This window comes from Coraliomargarita sinensis, from assembly GCF_003185655.1.
GTDB classification, from domain to species: Bacteria; Verrucomicrobiota; Verrucomicrobiia; order Opitutales; family Coraliomargaritaceae; genus Coraliomargarita_B; species Coraliomargarita_B sinensis.
Map to the genome: position 1 here is coordinate 72,338 of NZ_QHJQ01000001.1, position 15,570 is coordinate 87,907.

At 57.5% G+C, this 15,570-nt stretch carries 12 protein-coding genes; 4 read left to right on the plus strand and 8 right to left on the minus strand.

Going from position 1 to position 15,570, the window contains the following annotated elements:
- Window positions 1-26: 26 nt before the first annotated feature.
- The 4 genes from DDZ13_RS00305 to DDZ13_RS00320 form a co-directional block, all read right to left on the minus strand.
- Complete coding sequence (locus tag DDZ13_RS00305) at window positions 27-1,523, minus strand: SDR family NAD(P)-dependent oxidoreductase (protein WP_110129422.1); 1,497 nt, start codon at window positions 1,521-1,523, stop codon at window positions 27-29.
- 134 nt (window positions 1,524-1,657) lie between these two features.
- On the minus strand, window positions 1,658-2,695 hold the full coding sequence (locus DDZ13_RS00310) for a polyprenyl synthetase family protein (protein ID WP_110129423.1): 1,038 nt from the start codon (window positions 2,693-2,695) through the stop codon (window positions 1,658-1,660).
- Between the two features lie 122 nt (window positions 2,696-2,817).
- Window positions 2,818-3,561, minus strand: coding sequence for a hypothetical protein (locus DDZ13_RS00315; RefSeq protein ID WP_110129424.1), 744 nt, complete (start codon window positions 3,559-3,561; stop codon window positions 2,818-2,820).
- Between the two features lie 85 nt (window positions 3,562-3,646).
- On the minus strand, window positions 3,647-4,804 hold the full coding sequence (locus DDZ13_RS00320; RefSeq protein ID WP_110129425.1) for a hypothetical protein: 1,158 nt from the start codon (window positions 4,802-4,804) through the stop codon (window positions 3,647-3,649).
- A gap of 223 nt (window positions 4,805-5,027) precedes the next feature.
- Between DDZ13_RS00320 and DDZ13_RS00330 the strand changes: the two genes are divergently transcribed.
- Entirely contained in the window at window positions 5,028-5,522 is a 495-nt protein-coding gene (locus DDZ13_RS00330; protein ID WP_110129427.1) for a PAS domain-containing protein, read from the plus strand.
- Here the strand turns inward: DDZ13_RS00330 and DDZ13_RS00335 are convergent.
- The 3 genes from DDZ13_RS00335 to DDZ13_RS00345 all read right to left on the minus strand — a co-directional run bounded on the left by DDZ13_RS00335 (window position 5,519) and on the right by DDZ13_RS00345 (window position 9,534).
- A complete protein-coding gene (locus DDZ13_RS00335) occupies window positions 5,519-6,304 on the minus strand; it encodes an alpha/beta fold hydrolase (RefSeq protein WP_110129428.1) in 786 nt (261 codons plus the stop codon). The two genes, DDZ13_RS00330 and DDZ13_RS00335, sit on opposite strands and share 4 nt — an antisense overlap.
- A 122-nt stretch (window positions 6,305-6,426) precedes the next feature.
- Window positions 6,427-8,811 carry a glycoside hydrolase family 95 protein gene (locus DDZ13_RS00340; RefSeq protein WP_110129429.1) on the minus strand — a complete coding sequence of 795 codons (2,385 nt, stop codon included), beginning with the start codon at window positions 8,809-8,811 and terminating at the stop codon, window positions 6,427-6,429.
- Between the two features lie 39 nt (window positions 8,812-8,850).
- Window positions 8,851-9,534, minus strand: a complete 684-nt coding sequence (locus tag DDZ13_RS00345; RefSeq protein WP_110129430.1) for a GDSL-type esterase/lipase family protein — start codon at window positions 9,532-9,534, stop codon at window positions 8,851-8,853.
- A 129-nt stretch (window positions 9,535-9,663) separates the two neighbouring features.
- On the opposite strand from DDZ13_RS00345, the gene mutS reads away from it, so the two are divergent.
- The 3 genes from mutS to DDZ13_RS00360 are packed head-to-tail and all read left to right on the plus strand — an operon-like array spanning window position 9,664 to window position 13,179.
- Window positions 9,664-12,219: a DNA mismatch repair protein MutS gene (mutS, locus tag DDZ13_RS00350; RefSeq protein WP_110129431.1), complete on the plus strand. Its 2,556-nt coding sequence runs from the start codon at window positions 9,664-9,666 to the stop codon at window positions 12,217-12,219.
- 52 nt (window positions 12,220-12,271) lie between these two features.
- The gene (locus tag DDZ13_RS00355) at window positions 12,272-12,568 is read left to right on the plus strand and encodes a DUF6922 domain-containing protein (protein WP_110129432.1); all 297 of its coding nucleotides are present in this window, start codon (window positions 12,272-12,274) and stop codon (window positions 12,566-12,568) included.
- Complete coding sequence (locus DDZ13_RS00360) at window positions 12,568-13,179, plus strand: nucleotidyl transferase AbiEii/AbiGii toxin family protein (RefSeq protein ID WP_146209180.1); 612 nt, start codon at window positions 12,568-12,570, stop codon at window positions 13,177-13,179. The genes DDZ13_RS00355 and DDZ13_RS00360 overlap by 1 nt, the downstream gene beginning before the upstream one ends.
- A 65-nt stretch (window positions 13,180-13,244) precedes the next feature.
- On the opposite strand, the gene recQ is transcribed toward DDZ13_RS00360, so the two are convergent.
- Window positions 13,245-15,440 carry a DNA helicase RecQ gene (gene recQ, locus DDZ13_RS00365; protein WP_110129434.1) on the minus strand — a complete coding sequence of 732 codons (2,196 nt, stop codon included), beginning with the start codon at window positions 15,438-15,440 and terminating at the stop codon, window positions 13,245-13,247.
- Between the last annotated feature and the right edge of the window lie 130 nt (window positions 15,441-15,570).

The window sequence follows — 15,570 nt, forward strand, 5'->3', positions numbered from 1 at the left end:
GTCCGCCGGGAACTCTACTTTAGAGCTTAGTCCGCTTGCTGAGGGCTTTTCCGGGACACCTTTTTGGCAGCCCTTTTCTTAGCAGCCTTCTTGGCCGCGGTCTTTTTCTTCGCGGCTTTTTTCGTCGCCGTTTTCCTGCCCTTTTCTGAAGCGACCAGAGTCTTCACTGCTTTCTTCACAGGCACCTTCTCACCGGCCGAATCTCTGGCAATTTTAACGACTTTCTTAACCGCTTTTTTCGCCGCTTTCTTGGCGGCTTTCTTCGCCGGGGGCTTTTTCTTTCCGGAACTTGGTTTTTCCTCCGCTTTTCCGCGCTTCGCCTTGGGAAGATTGTCACCGTCACCATCTGATGCCAGTTTTGGTGTTTTCCCGGGCTTCGCGCTATCTTCCGGTTTCCGGGATGTCACTTGCTTCGCCTTCGGCGCATCGGATCCGGGCTTGCGATTCGAATCCGACTTGGACTTATCGTTTGCCTGCGGCCCGGCCCCGTGTTCCGGTTTCGGCGCTTCGTGATCCTGAGGCTTCTTGTTTCGGTTCCGGCCACCCCGGCGACGGCGGCGGCGCTTGTTTTTACCTTGTCCCTCCTGTTGCGGACCACCGCGTTGTTGCGGTTTCGCCTGGTTGGGATCGGGCTTGTCGTAAAGCTCGGGGTTGGCCTCGAAGTCTTCTATCGCGGCGGCGATCTTATCCTCCATTTCCTCGTCCGTGTAGGGAATGGTGCGCTCGACCTGCTGCTTCGGCTGGGTCGGAATTTTGGGCTCTTCCGGCGGCCGGTAGGCCTTCGGGGGCAGTACCACTGCGTCGTAGGCATCGAGCGGGAGTGCGGTCTGGGGAAGCGCTTCTTCCGCCCCGGGGCTCAACCTCGGATAGAGCACCACTTCTTCGGGCACGTTGACCGCCTTGGAGTCGACCAAATGCTCGATGGTACGGCCCACGTCCTCCAGATTGATGTGAGATTGTGCAAGCACGTCATCACTGACACCAGCGCCGGAGAGCTTGTTGTTCTGGCGCAGCACGCAGTTGGTCACCCGCAAGCCGGCGTCGCGCCCCTGGTCGAAGAGCGCCTTGTTCATTTCGCGCAACCCGCCCTCCAGCAGAGCATTTGCGGCAGTGGCGCGGTGACCGTGCTTGTTCGCCGTAATCACGTTAATAAGCTGTCCCCGGAAGCGAAGCAGGTTGGGCAGTGCGAGGCGCGTCATCATGACCGGGCCAAGCAGGCCGATTTTCAGAATCGCCTCCAGATTGCCTGCGGGTAATTTTTCAAAAGCCGTGCCCGGCGTGACGTCAATGGCATGAATCAGGCAGTCGATACGCTGCTCTTTTTGAATAATCTCATCGAGCGTTGTTTGAACCGCCGTGAGATCAGTCAGGTCAATAGCATGCCCCTTGAATTGGGGATCTGCATAAGACACCTTGGAAAAGTTATTACCGATCCCGTGAACGCGGTATCCCTGTTGCACGAGAGTTTGAACGATACGAAGGCCGAGCGGTGTTTCCGCGCCGGTCACAATTGCGATATCCATGGAGTGTAGAAAGTATCCCCGTTCAGCGGAGAACTCCCGGTACGGGGTTCGTCAATAACGCTGTGGGTGAGAAGTCGCCAAGGCATCGTTCAGATGCTTGTTTGGCAAATGAATTCGCTTTTGCGGATCGAGAATTACTGCGCTGCCGCAGGGAGACGGCTCAGCTGGGCACGCACCAAACCCGCAATCTTCTGCATTTCCGAAACCGGGGCCAGCTCACTAAAGGGCGCGACCGCATCAGTCGCCTTGGCAAGCTCGGCTTCAAAAACACCGACCACTTCTTCAAAAATAGGGAAGTCATGCAGTCGCCTGGTGAAGTCATCGACCACCGAGGTATCCCCTGACCTGAAACGAGCCAGCAGATCGTCGCGCTCCGCCGGCTCAACTTTTTCAAGCAGCAGCAAAAGCGGCAGGGTGAACTTACCCTTTTCCAGATCGGTGCCGAGCGTCTTGCCAATCATGGATTCCTCGGCATAGAGATCCACGAGATCGTCAAATATTTGATAAGCGATTCCCAGATGGCGCCCAAACGCCCCGGCAGCTTCGCTGAAAGCATCGGAGTAGCCGGCCACCTTCGCCCCGAGCGCACAGGCGACTTCGAAAAGCTCGGCCGTCTTCAGTTGGATCACCCGGTAGTAGAAATCCCGGCTGTAATTCACCTCGCCCCGCTGGTACGTCTGCGCGATCTCGCCGGCACAAACCCGGGCCGTGGCTTGCGCCACCACCCGGCACACCTCGGTGGTGGGAAATTCCGCCGCCAGCTTGAGTGCGTGGGAAAATAGCACATCGCCGATCAAAACGGCCGCGGCGGGCCCGAACTTTTTGGCCGCGGTTTCCTGGCGGTGGCGTGTATCCGCCTCGTCCAGAATATCATCATGCACCAGCGTGGCCAAGTGGACGAGCTCGATGATCGACCCCAGCCGCACCAGTTCCGCAGTGCTATTTGCCGCCGGCCCCTGCCAGCCGCTGTAAGCCACCAGCATGGGCCGCAGCCGCTTGCCGCTGTGGCCGAAGACATAACGCACATGCTCCTGAATCTCCGGTTCGAGCAACGCAACCTGCGACTGGAGGAAGACATCCAGTTCTTCAAGGTAGGGCTTCACCGGTTCGTAGACTTCGGCAAAACCGGAGGCGGCCACTTTATCGGCTTCAGACTGTGAGCGTGTGGGCATTGTTGAAAAGCAAAACAGGAAGCCTCTCGAGTGCAAAACGAATTAGCAGATACCTTTCAAAGGAATCCGCAAAAAAAGCCATCATCCGGGATAGCCTTTTGAAGTGATTCGTTAAGCGTCGCTTAACGGCGGCGCAGAAGCACCAGTGAACCGAATAAGCCAAGCAAAGCCACCGTAGAGACTTCCGGAACCGCCACCAGGATATTGCCCAAAGTGTTGTCAGCTGGCCCGCCACCAGAAGCTAATTGGTATACGGCAAACGAGATGTTGGTTTCGCCTGTTTCGTCGTAACCGACTACACTATTCGTATCAAAAAGCCCGGTTCCATTGTAGCGTTCGGTATTACCTGGACCCAGAAAATACCCCAAAGTTGAATTAGCTTCACCGCCGTCCCAAACGCCTGCAGTATCCGCATCAACCCCACCGCTGGTTATGTCTACTCCGTTTACATAGATCGATAAGCTTTCGTTGGTGCCCGTTCCACCTTCGACATCAAAGACTGCGACGACTTGAACGCCGGTGGTACCAGCGGTCAGCCCGTGTAGGCCAGTCACAACATCGTCGTTGGAATTGCCAGCGAAGAAGTGGAGATTATCGCCATTCAAAACCAGAGCCGCACCAGTACCGGAACCGCCAGCCTCCCAGAGATGAACTGGATTTGTTTCCGTATCAACCGCTGTGGTAAAATCGAAGGTCAACTCGAAGGCAGTATCTGAATCACGCTCAGGATTCGTACCCCAATCATTGGTACTGCCCATATCCTGCACGCCAGTAGCGCTGAAGTAGGATGATGGGGCAGCAAGGACGGTCAAAGCGCTGGCAAGCAGGAAACCGATGAAAAGAGATGGGGTGAGGGTAGACTTCATGGTCGTTGAATTATCAGTTAAGAACTAATTTCGTCAAGGCGATTTGCCCCACGCTGGTCGGCGCCACCGGGCTTAGTAAGCCGTCTTAAGAGCTTTCTCCCGGTGCCGAAAACCCATGCTTCTCATACAACCGATCCCAGAAGGAAGCCCAATATTCATCGTAGTAATCGTTGGCCGCATCCTTGATGAAATCAGGCTGCACCACCACCGGAGCGCTTGCGGGATCGTACGCTTCCAAATGCCTCTGCCCGGCCCGCCTACGCGGCGAGATAAAACGCCACTTGTTTTCCTCCTTGAAAATCTTTTGCAGAAAAGCGTAGCCCCTCTTGTCGTAAGATTTCAGCTCGTCGCGCGTGTCGATATGGTTGTGGTCGTGATCCATGGTGCGGTTGGTATCAAACCAGGCTTGTACGATCTCGGCGAAATATTCCCCGCGGTTTTTGGTGGCGTAGCAGGCTTTGGGCCCGCCGAAGACGATACGCACTTTGTCGGTTTCGGTGACTTTGACGGCTATCGAATCCGTTGGCTCGCCATTGACCAGGATGTCGCCATGGGCAAGGCAGCGCCGGAGCAGTTCAGAGGAATGCCGGGGAAAGGACTCCCGAAGCGCGTGAAGCAATAGGACCGGTTTGTCACCCCGCACCCGGCGGAAGCGCTGGGAGGCATAGCCGTCATTCCAGAGACCGGCCTTCATAGCCGCTTGCCAGGTCTCCATCAGCTGCTCGTCCAGCCCTGCATAGAACCCGGGCCGGTGAATGACATGGCCGAATTCGTGAATAAGGATGCTCTCCAGTTGCATGCCTCCCTCGTATTCTAGGACATCTTCCTCCGAGAAAAGCATGGTCGGCCGCCCCTCAACCAGAGTGAGAAAACCTCGGCTGCGCCAGTTGTAAAAATCGAGTGCCTCGCCGGTTTTCTCCGTCTGAAACTGGGGAATTTCCGAAGTCAATTCATCGTGGCCGACTAGAATGCAGAGCACCTTTCCTTCACGAATACGTCGCGCGATCCGCGGCTTCAGCGCCTGCATGAGATGACCGAAAAGGTAGGCCGTTTCCAGATGCGCATAATCCGAGACCCCGGGGGATGAGGCGATCAGGATACCTTCCGACAAGGTCGTCTTCCCATAGAAGGCCGGATCCAGGCCGTACTCGTCGGCCAGATCTCCGGTCAGCGGGCTTACCACTTGAGCGGAGACGAGTTTTATCAAACAGAAAAGTGCCAACAGGCAGAGGAATTTTTTCATAGCGAAGGGGCCATTGAACGACTCACCTAAGATCATGTGAGGCAATTCCCCGCTCCATGCAAACCTGCAGAGAAAATCCTTGAGCGGCCGAAAAAGAAACCTTCCCCCCACTATTGTCGAAGACGACAAACTTAAACAAAAATTCTAGCAATGAAAAGCGAACAAGCTTGCCAAACATCCCATTTTTGAGCATTTTAAAACTGACTTTACCCCTTTGTGCGTCATGCACGTAAAAATTGAAAATTTAGCCCTGAAAACGGTCGCCCAGCAAATGCCTCAAGCGGTCGTTTTGGCAGACAAAACCGGGCATATCACCTGGGTGAACCCCGCTTTTGAAAAACTCTGTGGCTATTCACCCAAGGAAGTCATTGGCGAACGGCCGGGCGAGCTATTGCAGGGCGAGGAAACAGACCCGGAGACGGTGAACGAATTTCGCACGGCGATCAAAGCGGGGCTCGCCTTGCGAACGGACATCCTGAATTACCACAAAGACGGGCACAGCTACTGGGCCCGCGTCTCGATCACGCCGCTTCGCAGTGCCACGGGATCCTTGCAGGGCTTTATCGCCATCGAGCGCGATGTCACTCAGGAGCACAACGATCTGAAAGAACTGCACGGCGAAGTCGTCACACTCTACAGCGCGTTGCTGCGCGAGGAACAACCGAAGCGACGGAGGGCAAAAGTCCAGGATCCTTTTCTCAACACAAGGAACGCTTAGGTCTGGCGGAGCCAGTCGCCAACCTCCTCAAGGAAAGCTTTCCGGTTCTCAACATGGACATTATGCCCGGCGCCCGGGATCGTGACTTCACGCAAATGCGGGAACCAGTACAACATGTCATCGGCATCGCCGTCCTCAATAAAACCGGACTTCGCCCCTCGCACAAGTAGCGCCGGGCCATTGAAACGGTCGGTCTCCAGTAAGGAGTTCTGGCGAATGTGCGGCAAACTGGCGTGAAGTGCTTCAATATTGGCCTGCCAGCGAAAGGTCCGGGTCCCTTGGCCCCGCACCAAATTGGTGAGTAGAAACTGACGCATGGCCCAATCCGGGACCATGGGTTCAAGCGCGGCCTCGGCCTCCTTGCGACTATCCAGCTCGGCTACGGCAATCGACTTCATGGCACGAAATTCGTTGTCGTGATAGGGAGGGTAGGCTTTGGCAGCGATGTCGACGATGATGAGCTTCTTCACCTGATCGGGGTTCTCACAGGCGTAGCGCATGGCAATCTTTCCGCCCAGGCTGTGGCCCATAAGGATGACCTCATTCAAGCCCTCCTTTTCCAGATAGGCGGTGAGATCCGCGGACAACTCCGCCCAGCGCATGGACTCGGCATGGGGCGAGCTGCCGTGATTGCGAAGATCGAGCGCGTGCACGTCGAAGCGCTCCTGTAAGGCCCGCCCGATCGTTGTCCAGTTGCGCGACGCGCCCAAAAGTCCGTGCAGGATCACCAGCGCAGGTGCGCCGGGATTTTCAAAGCGAAGTGCGTTGAGCGGCAATGACATCCTGCGGCATGAAGCGACTACACCATAAAAAGGCAAGATTTCCAGCGAACCGAGCCCTGAAAATATTCGCGGTAGCGCTGACAGGTTATATGCTCCCCGCGGCGAGCTGCTCGCGATATTCCTCAACTACCGGCATCCGCAAGCGGAGCCGCTACGTTGGACTTTTCGCCTTCAGCCAGATCCAGAACTATGCGGTCGTTACCATACCGCACCACGCATGGCTGGCCCGCCTGCGAATAAACCACTACCTCGGTCAACTTGCCATCCTGCCATTCGATATCGACGACAAATCCGCCGCGGGCTTTTAGGCCGGTCGCGGAACCGGTCGGCCAGGCGTCGGGCAGCGCGGGCAGCAGATGGATCTCGCCTGCATGGCTCTGCAGTAGCATTTCGGCGATGCCGGCCGTACCGGCAAAGCTCGCGTCAATCTGGAAAAGCGAACGGCCATTGTGCCCGGTCAACAGGTTCGGCATGGCATTTTTTTGGAGTAGCCGATTGACATAAAAGTGCGCCTGCGGGGCATTTTGCAGACGGGCGTAAAAATTGGTCTTCCAAGCATTGCTCCATCCGACATCCCCGCCAAAGCCACGGCGCTCCAAAGTCTTGGCAGCGGCCTCAAACATAGCCTTGTCGTGTTCCCGAATGGTGGCGAAAGGATGAAGGCCGAGCAGATGCGAAACATGCCGATGCTTGGGCTGGGCCTCTTCATAATCCTCAATCCATTCCTGAATGGTGCCGTTGCCTCCAATTTTCAGGGGAGGCAATTTCTTAAGCGCAGCAGTGAGCTCGGAGCGCAAGGCAGCATCAAGATCAAGCTTCTCGGAAGCCTCGATCACCGCTTCAAATACCACTTGCACGATTGTGTTGTGGTAGGTGGAGCCACGGGTTACGCGGATCGCCTTGTCTGTTTTCGGATCGATGAATTTATTTTCGGGAGAAGCTGAAGGCACGATAACGAGCTGCCCTTCTTCATCCTCATACAGGTAATCAATGAGAAACTCAGCCGCCCCTTTCAGTATGGGATAGGCTTTCGTTTCGAGAAAGTTCACATCCTGGGTAAATTCGTAGTGCCGCCAAAGCGTCATTGCCATCCAAGCCCCTGCCAGCGGATCCAGAAACCCATTGTTGAATTGTGAGCCCTCGTTCGACCCCGAACCGGTTACCCGCCCGAAAACATTCGTTGCGTGATAACTGAGCCATCCGTCGGCACCGTAGAGAATGTCTGCTGGATATTTTCCGCGTTTCGTAAGGGGCTCAAACCAATCCACCAGAGAATCAACCGTTTCAGAGAGATTCGTCACATCGGCCGGCCAATAGTTCATCTGCAGATTGATATTGAGATGGTAATCCGATTCCCATGGCGCCCACATCTTGTCGTTCCAAATCCCCTGAAGGTTGGGAGGCAAGCGTCCGGGCCGGCGTGAACTGCTCATCAGCAGATAACGCCCGAATTGAAAGAAATCGGCGATCAGAGCAGGGTCGGACTGACCTTCTTTCATCGCAACGAGGCGCTTGTCGGTCGCAATATTTGCCCACTCCGAGCCTCCAATATCCAGAATGACCCGATCCATGACCTCCCGGTGCTCCTCCAGATGCGCCGCTTTCAGGCCTTCCCAGCGTTTTTCTCCGACGGATTGAAGAATCCTTTCCACAACGCTGCGCGGATCGATCGCCCGGTCAAAATCCATCCTTTGAACGCTGTAATCCGTGGCGGCCGTGAAAAACAGCAGCACCTTGTCCGCGTTTTCGATAAAGAGCCGGTCCCCTTCCGGCCGCACCGTGCCCCCCACGGTTTTCGCCACCAGCTGGCCAGCAAATTTCATGTGAGCCCCGGCTGGTCCCGAGCCTCCGCTGTTTTCCTCGGCCCCGCCGTCTTCCTTGGCGATATCAATGATTTGACCGTCCATTTGTAGTTCCGCGCCGGTCGCTTTCACAACCATGTCCTTGGCTCGCGTCAACCCGACCTTGAAATTGATCGCCCCCGCCCGGTCCGCTGAGAGGTGGATTGCGATCAGGTCGTCAACTGCCGAGATCAAGACCTCCCGCCGAAAGCGTACACCGTCGACGGTGTAAGCGACAGTGGCGACCCCGTCCATCAAATCGAGGTCCCGGTGGTAGTCGCCAACCGGTCCGTCATGCAAAAATTCGAGTTCCAGATCAGCAAGCGGCTCGTAGGACCGGAATGAGGTGGGCCGTTTCGTCATATTGGCCACGCCAAATTCGACGGCCTCCGAGGCGTTGCCCGCCAGCACCATCTCCTGAAGGGTCTGCAAATTTTCCTTAAAACCTTCCGGATAGGTCTCCACGGGACAACCAGCCCACAGACTTTCCTCATTCAACTGAAGGCGCTCTTTTTCGACGCCACCGAAAACCATGGCGCCCAGGCGTCCGTTGCCCAGCGGAAGTGCCTCCTCCCACCGGTTCGCAGGCTGTTCATACCATAAGGTCGCCCCGCTTAGGTTAGATAGGGAAAAGAAAAGAACGGAGAAAATTTGCTTTAAACACATGGCAATAATTACAGACCTTTGACCCCTGCACGCAAAGTTCTACTTATCCGCTTTCAGATTCATCGATTCGATGACCTCTTGAAGTGTGCGAGCAATGACGCCCGCTCCCGCGGCATTGGGATGCACCTGATCCGGCACCAGATCCGGCTTTCCTTCCAGTGGGGCATAAAGATCGACCAGCGTGACGCCTGTGGCTTTGGCGACCGCATCGATACGCGGGATCACTTCTTCGACGACAGTTTTGTTGTTGATGCCCCAGCGCGTGGCAAAAACCGGCACCGGGCGGCAGATCACCACCTCGGGCTTGCTGGCGAGTTGTTGGAAGGTCTCAACCATCTCAGTGTAGTTTTCCTTAAATTCATCGGCGTGCTTCCAGTTGCCTGGCTTGCTGTCATTGGTGCCGAGTTTAATGATGACCAAGTCGGGCTGAAACTCGCAGGCAGCATCGAAGGCTTTCAGTTTCCAGTAGGGCTTGTTGCCTTGCTTCAACAAGGTCGCGCCGCTCACGCCGAAGTTTTTCACTTCATAACCGTCGCCCAACATGGCCTGAAGCTGCACCGGGTAGCTATTATTCTTACGGTCCTTAATTCCGGCTCCAAAGGTGATACTGTCGCCAACACAGGCCACACGGACCGGGTCTTTCGTTGTCTCGGCGCTGGCCAACGAGCCAAGAAATAAGGGCAGGTGAGCAGTAAGAACGGCAATTAACAGCCTTTGTTTCATAAGAAAATAGTGTCGCTACCGCGCGCCAGCGGCAAGGTTACAATGAGGGGCAACAAGTGTTTTGAAATTCCGCGAGCATCAGGGTTGATCTGCGCTGCACAATTCCTTGTAACAGAACCTTTCACCCGAATGGCCGCCGAAAAGAAACTCACCCCGATGATGCAGCAATGGCACGAGATCCGTGCCAAATTGTCTGACGATACGCTGCTGCTCTTCCGGCTGGGCGACTTCTACGAGATTTTTAAGCAGGACGCCGAGCGCGGGGCCAAACTCCTGGGGATCACCCTGACCCACCGGCACGGCATGCCGATGGCGGGCATCCCCTACCACGCGGCGGACACCTACATGCAGAAGCTGCTGGACCGTGGGATCAAAATCGCCATCTGCGACCAGACGGAGACCCCCAAGCCGGGCAAATTGGTTAAACGCGAACTGACCCGTATCATCACCCCCGGCACCCGTCTCGCCGACACGCAAATCGACGCCAACCGAAACCACTTCCTTCTCGCCCTCGACCTGGGCAAGAAAGCGCTCCAGGCCGCCTGGCTCGACCTGACCACGGGGGAATTCGTGATCGCAAGCGAAGCCCGGCCGGAAAATCTGTTCGCCGCCTTCGAGGGAATTGACCCGCGCGAGATCATCGTTCCGGAGGGCGCCGCCCAGAGCTGGGCCGACACCGAGGGCAGCTTTGGCGAGCTTTACACCCACATTTGCGATGGTCGCGCGGTCACCCCAATCCCGGACTACCATTTCGATGTCGCTTCCGGGACCCAGTCGGTCATGGACACGCTGGGGGTGCTCAATCTGGAGGGCTTCGGCATCGCCAAGGACCACGCCGCCCTCGGGGCGGCCGGAGCCCTCGTCCACTACGCGACGGAGACGCTCTGCGCCAAACCGGAGAACCTGCGCCAACTCCGCGAATACAGCACCAAAAGGACCCTGCTGCTGGACCCGGCCACCCTGCGCAACCTTGAAATTTTCAAATCGGCGGCCAGCACCCGCCAGGGCTCGCTCCTCGAAGCGATGGACGGCACGGTCACGCCGCCCGGCGCCCGGCTTTTGGAACGCTGGCTTTGCGCCCCGGAGCTCGACCTCGAAGAGATCCGACGCCGCCAGGACTGCGTCGAAGAGTTTGTCGCCGCCCCCGGCCTCACCACCGAACTCCAGCAGATGCTGCGCGGGATCCGCGATATCGAACGCATCCTCGGGCGGCTGCAAAACCGCATGCGCAATCCGCGAGAATTGGGCGGCGTCCGCGATACCCTGAACGCCCTCCCCGGCATCGCGGTGACCCTGCTCGAATTTCCCGAGACCCCGGTCGCTGCCATCGCCGGCCGAATCCACAATTTTGATACCCTCTGCGAGAAACTGGCCGGGGGACTCGCCGACGAGCTTCCCGGCAAGATCGACGACGGCGGCACCATTCGTGACGGCTACGACGAACAACTCGACCACTATCGCAGCCTGACGCGAGACAGCCAGAAGTGGCTCACCGAGTTTGAATTGGACGAGCAGGCCCGCACCGGAATCAAAAACCTGCGGATTAAATACAACGGCGCCTTCGGCTATTTCATTGAAGTCACCAAAGCCAACCTTGCCCTCGTGCCGGAGGACTACATCCGCAAGCAGACGATGAAGAATGCGGAGCGCTACACCACCGATGTGCTCAAGGAGCGCGAACGCGAAATCCTGCACGCGGAGGAAAAGGCCATCGCCCGCGAGGAAGAGCTCTTCAACGGCCTGATCGACGCCATTTTGGAGTATGCCGACAGTCTGAAGGAGACGGCGGCCGCGCTCGCGGAAATCGATGTTCTCATGGGCTGGGCCGGGATGGCCCGCGAGTGGGACTACTGCAAACCCTCGCTCGACGACTCCGACCGGCTGCAAATCGACCAGGGCCGACACCCTGTGGTCGAACAAATGCTGCGGGACCAGCGACTGGGACTCGCCGGCACCCACGCCTTCGTCCCCAACGACAGCAATTTGTCCTCATCTGGTGACAAATTGCCGCAGATCGCCCTGATTACCGGCCCGAATATGGCGGGTAAATCGACCTACATCCGCCAGGTGGCCCTCATCGTACTCATGGCCCAATCCGGCGCCTGGGTCCCGGCGCGGAGCTGCCAACTCGGTCTGGTCGACCGCATCTTTTCCCGTGTCGGGGCCAGCGATGAGCTCGCGCGCGGCAACTCCACCTTCATGGTGGAGATGAACGAGACCGCCAACATCCTGAACAACTCCACCGAACGCAGCCTCGTCATTCTCGACGAGATCGGGCGCGGCACCAGTACCTACGACGGCCTCTCGATTGCCTGGGCGGTGATTGAACACCTTCATCCGAAGGATGCCTCCGGACCACGCACCCTCTTCGCCACCCACTACCACGAGCTCACCCAGCTGGCCAAGACCCTCGAGCGCCTGGAAAACTACTCTGTCGCGGTCAAGGAGTGGAACGACGAAATCGTTTTCGTCCGCCAGGTAGTGAAAGGGGCCGCCGACCGCTCCTATGGCATTCAGGTGGCCCGCCTCGCCGGACTCCCAACCACCGTGATCGACCGGGCCAAAACCATCCTCCAGCGCCTCGAGGCGGACGACTCCTCCCACAACCTCCTGCGCAAACGGATGAAAAAGGAAAAATCGGGCGGCGACACCCGGGACGAGGACGATCAGTTGGCGCTGTTCTGAGAGCCGAGAACATCGCTTGATTCTTCAATCGAAGGACGCATGCTCGAGTATCGTGAGTTCGGACGACCCATTGATCGCGCAACTGTCGGACACCCTTTTTTGGGATACGGAGCGGAGCCGTCTGGATACGGAGCGACACGCCGCCTTTATTATTGTTCGCACCATGGAGCGCGGCACGAAGGAAGAGGTTCTCTCCGTTTGGCGTTTTTATGGCGAACCAACCGTCCGGGAAGCACTTGTCAATGCACCTTCCCTCTCGCCGGAAACAATTCGTTTTTTTGCCAATCAATTTGATCTGCCGGTCGAGGCATTTCGCGCACATGAAAGAGCTGAGAACTGGGCGTCGTGATGCCACTACACAAAAAAGCCGTCTCCGAAAAACTGTTCAGGTTAATCAACGAATTGATGAAAGCTGAACCCTTGCAAGGGTTTTACCTCGTGGGTGGCACCGCACTTGCCCTCTACTACGGGCACCGTGAATCGGTCGATATCGACCTCTTCACACACACTCCCTTCGATGCTGAACGCCTGCGCGCGTACATGGAAAACGCACATTCGCTCCAACAGACCACGAACAAAGAAAACACCGTGCTCGGCCAGATCAACGGCATCAAAACGGATTTTATTGCGCATCGGTATCCATTGATCGGCGAAGTGAACACCATCGACGGCATTCGACTGCTTTCGGTGAAAGATATCGCCGCAATGAAACTCAACGCCATTGCCAACCGAGGCAGCAAAAAGGACTTTTGGGACTACGCCGAACTGCTGAAACATTTCGATCGGGAGGAACTACTTGGCTTCTTCACTCGGAAATACCCCAGCAGCAACCGCTGGAGCGTGGAAAAATCCCTTTGCTATTTCGACGATGCGGAGAATGAGCCCGATCCAATCGACCTGGCAGGTCAGACATGGGACCAAGTTAAGGCCACCATTCTGGCCGACAATCGACTTGGATAAATGCGGTTCGAACCGATGACCGCATCGCGATAGCCCGCAGGGTGCGCGGTCGAACTGCGCTGCGGCTACACTTTACCCTCTCGCTGCAACATGGCAACGGTTAGGCGGATCTTGCCGAAGCTGGTCTCCTCGCCCAAAGCATCGAAGACCGGACGCAGGGCGGCGGTACCGTGCTCGGCCACGGCCTCGCGAATCAGGCTGAACTCTGTTTCACTAACGAGCCCGTCGAGACTCTCCAACTTCCCGGCCTCGATGCTGTTGGCCAGGTGGGTCTCGATCGTGGTCGGGCTTAGGCTCCGTTCGGCAGCAATCGCCTCAACGTTCTTCCCTTGCTGAAAGAACTCCAGGGTGGCACGGGAGGTCGAGTTCAGCCCATCCGGGTCTTCCCGCTTCTTCATCTTCGGGGCCGGATCGAGAAAGCCATTCGGCTCGAAATCGCGGGGATCGTTCTCCAGCAACCACTCGTCGATCACCTCGATGAAGGGAGCGCCAAACTCCTTGAGTTTGCGCTGGCCAACGCCGGGGATGGAAAGGAAGGCCTGGTCGTCCCTCGGGTAGCGGCGCGCCATCTGCCGAAGGGCGACATCACCAAAGACCACGTAGGGCGGCACGCCCCGAGCATCGGCCAGATCCTTGCGCAGCTTCCGAAGGACCTCAAACAGCCCTTCGTCGCATTCGATGGCGCCGGACTTCGCCTTGGCGCGCGAGGCCGGCGAAGCCATCTTCGTCCGGATCGGCTTCATCCGGAATTTTTGCCGCTCTTTCAACGCCTGACCTGCCTCTGGCGTCAGTTCGATGGTATTGTAGCCATCGTCCGACTGCCTGAGATAGCCTCGCTGAATCAGCTGCTTCCCCAGCCCCTGCCAGTACTCCGCCGGCTGGTCCTTGCCGATGCCATGGGTGGAGAGACGCTGATGCCCCTTGCCGATCACTTTCAGATTCTCGGAGCCGCGCAGCACGTCCACGGCATGATTCAGTCCCATCGGAAAGCCCGCTTGATTGATCCGGAAAATACAGCTCAACAATTTTTGACACTCTACGGTGACATCAACTTCCTCCCGGTCGTCCAGGCAATTATCGCAGCTACCACAGTTTGTTTTGGTATAATCCTCCCCGAAGTAGCGCAGGAGCGCCCCCCGACGACAATCCGCGAATTCCGCAAAGTCGGCCATCTGCCGCAGCTGTTGCCGGGCGATGCGGGCGGCCTGCTCGTCCTCGACCTGGTCGATGAAGTGGTTGTACTTGGCGATATCGCCTCCCGAAAAGAGCAGGACGCATTCGGCCGGCAGCCCGTCGCGCCCGGCCCGGCCTGTCTCCTGGTAGTAACTTTCGATATTTTTCGGGAGGTCGGCGTGCAGGACATAGCGCACGTTGGGCTTATTAATCCCCATGCCGAAAGCGATGGTAGCGCAGACGACCTGCACATCGTCGCGAATGAAGGCCTCCTGGTTCCGCACCCGTTCCTCTTGGGGCAAGCCAGCGTGGTAGGGTAGCGCCTTGTGCCCGGCGTCCTTCAAGGCGGCGGCATAATCTTCAACCGCCCGGCGCGACTGACAATAAATGATGCCGGAGGCATCCCGGTTCGCGGCCACGTAGTCCAGCACCTGACGTCGCGGCCGCTGTTTCGGCATGACGCGGTAGGTCAGGTTGGGCCGATTAAAACTGGCGACAAACTGCCCCGGATCCGACAAATGCAGCTGCGCAACGATATCGCCCTGCACCCGCTCGGTCGCGGTGGCCGTCAGGGCGGTGACCGGCACGCCCGGGAAATGCTCCCGTAAGGTAGCGAGCTGCCGGTATTCCGGGCGAAAGTCATGGCCCCACTCGCTGATACAGTGGGCCTCGTCGATGGCGAGGGCGGCCACCTGCCAGCGCTTCAATTTCTGCAGAAAATCCGGCAAAAAGAGTCGTTCCGGGGCGAGATAGAGGAGCTTGTATTCGCCCCGCTCCAAACCCGACAGGCGCGAGCGGGCCTCGCCGGCGGAGAGCGAGGAATTCAGGAACGTTGCCGCCACGCCGGCCGCCTGCAGTTGATCGACCTGGTCCTTCATCAGCGCGATCAGAGGCGAAACGACCACCGTCAGGCCGGATCGCTGAAGCGCGGGCAATTGATAACAGAGGCTTTTGCCCCCGCCGGTGGGAAGAATGGCAAGAACGTCGCGCCCGGCCAGCGATGCCTCCATGATCTCCCGCTGCAGCGGGCGGAAGGCATCGTATCCGAAGACGGACTTGAGCGGGGCAAGTAAACGGGAAACGTCCATTCCCTGCTTCGCTACACTATATGAACGTTTGAGCAATAATAAATTCGCCCAAGAGCATTCTCAAGCTTCTAATCGCCGGATAACCGCCCCGGACAAACACCTTCTGCCGGCATTTGCCGGACCTGTTCGA

Coding starts and splice junctions, on each gene's coding strand:
- DDZ13_RS00315 (WP_110129424.1), bottom strand. CDS start 3,561: ATGAAGTCTACCCTCACCCCATCTCTTTTCATCGGTTTCCTGCTTGCC.
- DDZ13_RS00360 (WP_146209180.1), top strand. CDS start 12,568: ATGCCACTACACAAAAAAGCCGTCTCCGAAAAACTGTTCAGGTTAATC.
- DDZ13_RS00330 (WP_110129427.1), top strand. CDS start 5,028: ATGCACGTAAAAATTGAAAATTTAGCCCTGAAAACGGTCGCCCAGCAA.
- recQ (WP_110129434.1), bottom strand. CDS start 15,440: ATGGACGTTTCCCGTTTACTTGCCCCGCTCAAGTCCGTCTTCGGATAC.
- DDZ13_RS00340 (WP_110129429.1), bottom strand. CDS start 8,811: ATGTGTTTAAAGCAAATTTTCTCCGTTCTTTTCTTTTCCCTATCTAAC.
- DDZ13_RS00310 (WP_110129423.1), bottom strand. CDS start 2,695: ATGCCCACACGCTCACAGTCTGAAGCCGATAAAGTGGCCGCCTCCGGT.
- mutS (WP_110129431.1), top strand. CDS start 9,664: ATGGCCGCCGAAAAGAAACTCACCCCGATGATGCAGCAATGGCACGAG.
- DDZ13_RS00305 (WP_110129422.1), bottom strand. CDS start 1,523: ATGGATATCGCAATTGTGACCGGCGCGGAAACACCGCTCGGCCTTCGT.
- DDZ13_RS00335 (WP_110129428.1), bottom strand. CDS start 6,304: ATGTCATTGCCGCTCAACGCACTTCGCTTTGAAAATCCCGGCGCACCT.
- DDZ13_RS00345 (WP_110129430.1), bottom strand. CDS start 9,534: ATGAAACAAAGGCTGTTAATTGCCGTTCTTACTGCTCACCTGCCCTTA.
- DDZ13_RS00320 (WP_110129425.1), bottom strand. CDS start 4,804: ATGAAAAAATTCCTCTGCCTGTTGGCACTTTTCTGTTTGATAAAACTC.